General features: G+C 72.1%; 7 protein-coding genes. All 7 read right to left on the reverse strand.

The annotated features are described in order from the left end of the window. Window positions 1-74: 74 nt before the first annotated feature. Window positions 75-413: a P-II family nitrogen regulator gene (locus ABZ914_RS43310; RefSeq protein ID WP_387027320.1), complete on the reverse strand. Its 339-nt coding sequence runs from the start codon at window positions 411-413 to the stop codon at window positions 75-77. Beyond that, the gene (locus ABZ914_RS43315; protein WP_190859731.1) at window positions 410-1,753 is read right to left on the reverse strand and encodes an ammonium transporter; all 1,344 of its coding nucleotides are present in this window, start codon (window positions 1,751-1,753) and stop codon (window positions 410-412) included. The genes ABZ914_RS43310 and ABZ914_RS43315 overlap by 4 nt, the downstream gene beginning before the upstream one ends. Window positions 1,754-2,043: 290 nt before the next feature. Then, the gene (gene ftsY / locus ABZ914_RS43320) at window positions 2,044-3,207 is read right to left on the reverse strand and encodes a signal recognition particle-docking protein FtsY (RefSeq protein WP_190859729.1); all 1,164 of its coding nucleotides are present in this window, start codon (window positions 3,205-3,207) and stop codon (window positions 2,044-2,046) included. Window positions 3,208-3,306: 99 nt separating this feature from the next. Then, complete coding sequence (locus tag ABZ914_RS43325) at window positions 3,307-3,996, reverse strand: DivIVA domain-containing protein (RefSeq protein ID WP_500200584.1); 690 nt, start codon at window positions 3,994-3,996, stop codon at window positions 3,307-3,309. A gap of 5 nt (window positions 3,997-4,001) precedes the next feature. Continuing rightward, the gene (locus tag ABZ914_RS43330) at window positions 4,002-5,186 is read right to left on the reverse strand and encodes a globin domain-containing protein (protein ID WP_500200585.1); all 1,185 of its coding nucleotides are present in this window, start codon (window positions 5,184-5,186) and stop codon (window positions 4,002-4,004) included. Window positions 5,187-5,193: 7 nt separating this feature from the next. Continuing rightward, window positions 5,194-5,601: a globin domain-containing protein gene (locus ABZ914_RS43335; RefSeq protein ID WP_500200586.1), complete on the reverse strand. Its 408-nt coding sequence runs from the start codon at window positions 5,599-5,601 to the stop codon at window positions 5,194-5,196. 303 nt (window positions 5,602-5,904) lie between these two features. Then, window positions 5,905-6,950 (reverse strand): AAA family ATPase (locus tag ABZ914_RS43340; protein ID WP_500200587.1); only part of this gene is annotated, 1,046 nt, incomplete at its 5' end.

Here is a 6,950-nt window from a genome sequence, read left to right on the forward strand (position 1 = left end):
CCGCCGCGAGGGCGGCGCGGGCGGCCTCGGGAGCCCGGTCTCCGGCCGGAGGATGGACGATCGTCACACCGCTCCTACAGGGCTTCCGAGCCGGTCTCGCCGGTCCGCACGCGGACCACGGTGTCCACGGGGACCGCCCAGACCTTGCCGTCGCCGATCTTGTCGGTGCGCGCCGACTTGACGATGACGTCGATGATGTCGTCGGCGTCCTCGTCGTCCACGAGCACCTCGACGCGCAGCTTGGGCACGAGGTCGACCTTGTACTCGGCGCCGCGGTAGACCTCGGTGTGGCCCTTCTGGCGGCCGTAGCCGCTGGCCTCGCTGACGGTCATCCCCTTGACCCCGAAGGTCTCCAGCGCCGCCTTGACCTCGTCCAGCTTGAACGGCTTGATGACGGCGGTGATCAGCTTCACGCGTCGGCCTCCACCTTCTTGTCGGGCGACACCGCGCGCGGTGCCGCGGTGCCGGTAACGGCGGCGCGGGAGGCGCCTCCTCCCGCGGGAGCGAGATCGTACGCCGTCTCCGCGTGCGCGGTGACGTCGATCCCGGCGGCCTCGTCGTCGGCGGAGATCCGGAACCCGATCGTCATGTCGATGATCTTTCCGATGACCCAGGCCATGACGAACGAGTACAGGCCGATCACGACGGGGCCGAGCGCCTGCAGGCCCAGCTGGTGCGCGCCGCCGCCGTAGAACAGGCCCTTGTGCTGGCCCGGCAGGAACGGGTAGGCGGCCAGGAAGCCGAGCGACAGCGCGCCGATCGCGCCGCCGACCAGGTGGACGCCGACGACGTCGAGGGAGTCGTCGTAGCCGAGCTTGTACTTCAGACCGATCGCGTAGGCGCAGACGACGCCCGCGATGGCGCCGAGGACGATCGCCGCCCACGGGTCGACGAACCCGCACGCCGGGGTGATCGCGACAAGGCCGGCGACGGCGCCGGACGCGACGCCGAGGGTGGTGGCGTGGCCGTCGCGCAGCTTCTCGACCAGGGCCCAGGCGCCCGCGGCGACGGCGGTGGCGATCTGGGTGTTCATGAACGCGAGGCCGGTGGTGCCGTCGACGGCGAGCTCCGACCCGGCGTTGAAGCCGAACCAGCCGAACCACAGCAGGCCGACGCCGAGCAGCACGAACGGCAGGTTGTGCGGCCGCATCGGCTCCTTCGGCCAGCCCCGGCGCTTGCCGAGGACGAACGCCAGCGCGAGGCCCGCCGCCCCGGCGTTGACGTGCACGACGGTGCCGCCCGCGAAGTCCTCGATGCCGAGCTTGTTCAGCCAGCCGGTGCCCCACACCCAGTGCGCGACGGGGAAGTACACCAGCGTCGCCCAGGCGACGGTGAACGTCATCCAGGCGCCGAACTTGGCACGGTCCGCGATGGCGCCGCTGATGAGCGCGACCGTGATGATCGCGAACGTCAGCTGGAACATCGAGAAGACCATGGTCGGGATGTTGTCGCTCTGGTCCTTCAGCAGCCCTTCGGAGACCTGGGTCGCGACGCCCTTCAGCCCGACGGCGTCGAATCCGCCGATGAACTTGTTGACGAACGAACTACCGTTGTCGGTGAAGGCGATGGAGTGCCCGAAGAGGACCCAGAGGATGGTGACGCTGATGATGGCGCCGAACGACATCATCATCATGTTGAGGACGCTCTTCGCCCGCGTCATGCCGCCGTAGAAGAAGGCGAGCCCGGGTGTCATGAGCAGCACCAGCGCCGCTGCCGCCAGCATCCAGGCGGTCGCGCCTGTATCGATCTTCATCTCGGAGAGTGCCCCTCCTCGACCGGAAACGTGGATGCCCCGAGATTCCTGGGCGGCCGTTTCACCGGCGCGCCACCCGTGTTTCCGGAGTGTGAAACCCCGCCGCGGCGTGTTTCACGGCTGTTTCGGAACCCTCACCGCCTTACCCGCCCGGCGGCAACCGTTTCCTTTTCCCCGGGTCATGCTCCGGTCCAGGTGAAACGGCGCCCGAAAAGAACGGCGCCCCGCGACCGGAAGGGTCACGGGGCGCCGTGCGGCGGTGCCGTTCAGTCGCCGTGCGGCGGTGCCGTTCAGTCGCCGAGGATCGCGTCCACGAACGCCTCCGGCTCGAACGGGGCGAGGTCGTCCGGGCCCTCGCCCAGCCCGACCAGCTTCACCGGGACGCCCAGCTCGCGCTGCACCTGGACCACGATGCCGCCCTTGGCGGTGCCGTCCAGCTTGGTCAGCACCACGCCGGTGATGTTGACGACCTCGGCGAACACGCGGGCCTGCTGCATGCCGTTCTGCCCGGTCGTGGCGTCCAGGACGAGCAGCACCTCGTCCACCTCGGCCTGCTTCTCGACGACCCGCTTGACCTTGCCGAGCTCGTCCATCAGCCCGGTCTTGGTGTGCAGCCGGCCCGCGGTGTCGATGATCACCACGTCGACCCGGGTGTCGATGCCCTGCTTGACCGCGTCGAAGGCGACGCTGGCGGGGTCGGCGCCCTCGTCCTTGCGGACGACCTGCGCGCCGACCCGCGAGCCCCACGTCTCCAGCTGGTCGGCGGCGGCGGCGCGGAAGGTGTCGGCGGCGCCGAGCAGCACGGTGTTGCCGTCGCCGACCAGGACGCGGCCGAGCTTGCCGCAGGTGGTGGTCTTGCCGGTGCCGTTGACGCCGACGACCATCAGCACCGCGGGCCGGTCGCCGTGCGACTCGGTGCGCAGCGAGCGGTCCAGGTCGGCGCCGATCTGCTTGACCAGCTCCTCCTTCAGCAGCGCGCGGACCTCCTCCGGGCTGCGGGTGCCGAGCACCTGCACCCGGGTCCGCAGGTCGTCGGTGACCTGGCGGGCGACGGCGGCGCCCATGTCGGCGGTGATGAGGGTGTCCTCGATCTCCTCCCAGGCGTCGTCGTCGAGGGTGTCGCGCGACAGCAGCCCGAGCAGGGTCCGGCCGAACGTGTTCTGGGAGCGCGCGAGCCGGGCCCGGAGCCGGACGAGCCGTCCCGCGCCGGGGGGCGGCCGCTCGATCTCGACGGTGGGCGGCGGGGCCGGCGCCTCGGTGGGCGGCGCCCGCTCGATGGTGGGGGCCGCGGCCTCCGCCTCGTCGACGGCGGTCGCGCCGTGCTGCTCGGCGGGCGGCCGCTCGGCGGGCGGGACCGGCGGACGGCGGCGGCGGACCGGGCGGCGCAGCAGCGTGACCCCGCCGACGATCAGCGCGACCGCGCACAGCGCGACGATGACGATCACATATTCCATAGCGTCCCCAGTTTTCCAGACCGGCGGCGCTGGACCTAACCACCGCCGATCACGCGCCCGCCCCGCACCTGAACGGCACGCCCCCGGCGGGCGTGCCGATCAGCCCCGGAGCGGCGGCCCCGGGGTCTCCCCCGGTACCGATGCCCGTTCGGAGCTCTCCCACTCGTCGACGTTGCGCAGCAGGGCCTCCAGGTAGGAGCGCAGATGGGTGCGGTAGACCTCGCTGTAGGTGCGCAGGTAGGCGATCTCGCGCTCCAGCTCGTGCCGCCGCCCTTCGTCGGCCGGGGCGGCCGGTCCGGGCTGCGCCGTCGCGGCGGGCGGCGGCACCGACCGGACCGCGGCGTCGGCGACCTCGGCGGCCTTGCGGTGCGCGTCCTCCAGCATCTGCTCGGCGCGGCCCTTCGCGTCGGACAGGATCGCCTCGCGGTGCAGCCGGGCCTCGTGCGCCAGCTCGCGGGTGTAGCGCTCGGCGTCCGCGACGTACAGGTCGGCGGTCTGCTGGGCCTGCGACAGGATCCGGACGGCCTGGAAGTGCGCGTCCTCGGGGGCCATGACGCCGCCCGCGCCGCGGCCCGCCTGGGCGCGCAGCCGGTTCACCTCCTCGCCCAGCGCGGCCTTCTGGTTGAGGATCTGGACGAGTTCCCGCTCGACGTACTGCAGGAAGCCGCGGACCTGGTCCTCGTCGTAGCCGCGGCGGCCGAGGGCGGCCCGCGCGAACACCACCGACTGCAGTTCGCCGGGGGTCAGCCGGGTGCCGTCGGGCACGACGGGGAGGTTCGGGGAGTTCACTGCGGTCACCTCTGTGCGTCGGCGAAGGTTTCCAGGCGGATGCGGTCGCGCGCGACGCCCGCCGCGATGAGCCGGTCGACGGCGGTCTCCGTCATCGCCGCCGGCCCGCACACGTAGGCGTCGTGGCCGGGCCAGGGGCCGCGGCGGGCCACCACGTCGGGCAGGTCGCCGTGCTCGATGCCCTCCGGGCCGGGGCCGCGGCCGCCGCCGGACCCCAGCAGCGCGGAGAAGCCGTGCCCGCCGGACTCGTCGGGCGCGGGCTCGTCCGACACGGCGGGGACGACGGTCAGCCACGGCAGCTCGGCGGCGCGCTTGCTCAGGTCCTCCAGGTCGTACAGGCCGTCGCGGTCGCGGGCGCCGAAGAACAGGTGCACGCGCGGCGGCGCGGGACGGCCGGCGATCTGCTCCAGGATCGCCTTGAGCGGCGCGAGCCCGGTGCTGCCCGCGACGAGCAGCACGTCCCGGCCGGACGACTCGTCCAGCGTGAGCGTGCCGACGGGCGCGCCCATCCGGACCCGGTCGCCGGGGTTGGTGGCGCGGACCAGGACGGGGCTGACCGGCCCGCCGTCCACCAGCCGGACGTGGAAGTCGACGGTGTGGTCGGGGCGCGGCGCGTTCGCCATCGAGTAGTACCGCCAGTGCCGCAGCCGCGACGGCACCTCCAGCGCGACGGACTGCCCCGGCGTGTACGGCAGCGGGCGGTCCGGCAGGATCCGCAGCACGGCGATGTCGAAGCGGCGCCGCTCCGCCGCGACGACCTGGCCGTTCCACCAGGCGGGGCTGGCGAGCGCGTCCTCGTCGGCGGCCTCCAGCATGACCTTGGCGACCAGGCTGTAGGCGGCGTTCCAGTCGCTCTCGACGTCCGCGCTCCAGGCCGGGCCGGAGAAGTGCCGGAGCGTGGCGAGCAGGCTCGCCCCGACGTGCGGGTAGTGCTCGGCGACGATGCCGAACCGGCGGTGGTCGCGGCCGAGCTGCTGCAGGAAGGGCACGAGCGAAGGCAGGTCGTCGACCTTGGAGACGATGTGGCCGAGCGCGCGCAGCAGTTTGTCGCGCTGCCCGGTCATCCCGATCGGGAACATGTCGCGCAGGTGCGGGTTGCGCACGAACAGGTCGGAGTAGAAGAACAGGGCGACGGCGTCGCCCTGTCCGGCGACGGCGGCGAAGTTGTCCTTCAGGCGCTGGGCGTCCACGCGGCGGTCAGGCGACGGGCTCGGCGGCGGCCTCCGTCATGACCTGGGCGACCAGGCCGTAGGCGGCGGCCCAGTCGCGCTCCAGGTCCTCGTTCCAGTCGGGGCCGCTGAAGTAGGCGAGGGTCGCCAGCAGGCTGGCGCCGACGAGGGCGTAGTGCTCGGCGGCGACACCGAATCCGTGGTGCCGGCGGCCGAGATCCTGCAGGAACGGGACGAGCGTATCGGTGTCGTCGACCGTCGACACGATGTGCGACAGCGCGCCGAGCAGCACCTCGTGCTGCTTGCTCATCGCGGCCGGGAACATGCTTCTGAGCTGCGGTTCCCGGGCGAACAGATCGGCGTAGAAATATTCGGCGACGACAATGCCGTTCGCTCCCACCTGCGCGAAATTGTCCTTGAGTTTCTGCGGGTCCACGGGTGTCCTCTCCAGCGGTTCGCCGAGCCCGGGCGGGGTGTCCGGGAGGGGAGCCGGAGAACCACGGGGCACATGACTAGTGGAACCACCGGGCGGGCACAAGCCCGTCAGCGTCGCCGCGGGATCACGGTCGGTGCACGCCCGCGGCACCATTCACCCGTCACCGGGGAAAATGCGGCGACGGCAATGCGCTATTCGGACGCGAAATATTTCGGGTGAACTTACGGAACGTCCACGCAACGAGACGGCGGTCTACACCGGTAGACCAATTGGAATGGTCCAATTTCGCGGGCGAATGACGGGTCAGGCGGGTTCCTGCTCGCGGAGGCGCTGGCTCACGACCTGGGTGACGCCGTCGCCGCGCATGCTGACGCCGTAGAGGGCGTCGGCGCCCTCCATGGTGCGCTTCTGGTGGGTGATCACGATGAGCTGGGACGACTCGCGCAGCTCCTCGAACACGGTGATCAGCCGCTGGGTGTTGGTGTCGTCGAGCGCGGCCTCGACCTCGTCGAGCACGTAGAACGGCGACGGCCGGGCCTTGAACACCGCGACCAGGAACGCGATCGCCACCAGCGACCGCTCGCCGCCCGACAGCAGCGACAGCCGCTTCACCTTCTTGCCGGGCGGGCGCGCCGCGACCTCGACGCCGGTGGCGAGCATGTCCTCCGGCTCGGTGAGCGACAGGCTGCCCTCGCCGCCGGGGAACAGCCGCGCGAAGATCCGCTCGAACTCGCGGGCCGTGTCGTCGTAGGCGGCGGCGAACACCTGCTGCACCCGGTCGTCGACCTCCTTGACCAGGGCGAGCAGCTCCCGCTGCGTCTTCTTCAGGTCGTCGAGCTGCGAGGTGAGGAACGCGTGCCGCTCCTCCAGCGCCGCGAACTCCTCCAGCGCGAGCGGGTTGACCTTGCCGAGCTGGTTGAGCTGGCGCTCGGCGGCCTTGGCGCGCTTCTCCTGGACGGCCCGCACGTACGGGGCCGGCCGCGCGTCCTCGCCCTGGTCGGGGTCGGGCGGGACGGGCTGGTCGGGACCGTACTCGTTGACGAGGGACTCGGTCTCCAGGCCGAACTCCTCCAGCGCGCGCTGCTCCAGCTGTTCGAGGCGGAGCCGCTGCTCGGCGCGCGCGACCTCGTTGCCGTGCACGACGTTGACGAGCCGCTCCAGCGTGCCCGACAGCTCCCGGACCTGGGTGCGGACGACCTTCAGCTCGGCCTCGCGGGCCGCCTTGGCCTGCTCGGCGGCCTCCCGCCGGCGGACGGCGGCGGCCAGCGACAGCTCGATCCGGTCCAGCGCTGTGCGCGCGCCCTTGAGGACGGCCTTGGCGGTCCTCGCCTGGAGCTCGCGGCGGGCGC

This window comes from Spirillospora sp. NPDC046719 (genome assembly GCF_040645715.1).
Classification (GTDB): Bacteria; Actinomycetota; Actinomycetes; order Streptosporangiales; family Streptosporangiaceae; genus Spirillospora.

What these genes read in the sequence shown, in the direction of transcription:
- ABZ914_RS43315 (WP_190859731.1), bottom strand. Translation starts at nt 1,753, where the DNA reads ATGAAGATCGATACAGGCGCGACCGCCTGGATGCTGGCGGCAGCGGCG.
- ftsY (WP_190859729.1), bottom strand. Translation starts at nt 3,207, where the DNA reads ATGGAATATGTGATCGTCATCGTCGCGCTGTGCGCGGTCGCGCTGATC.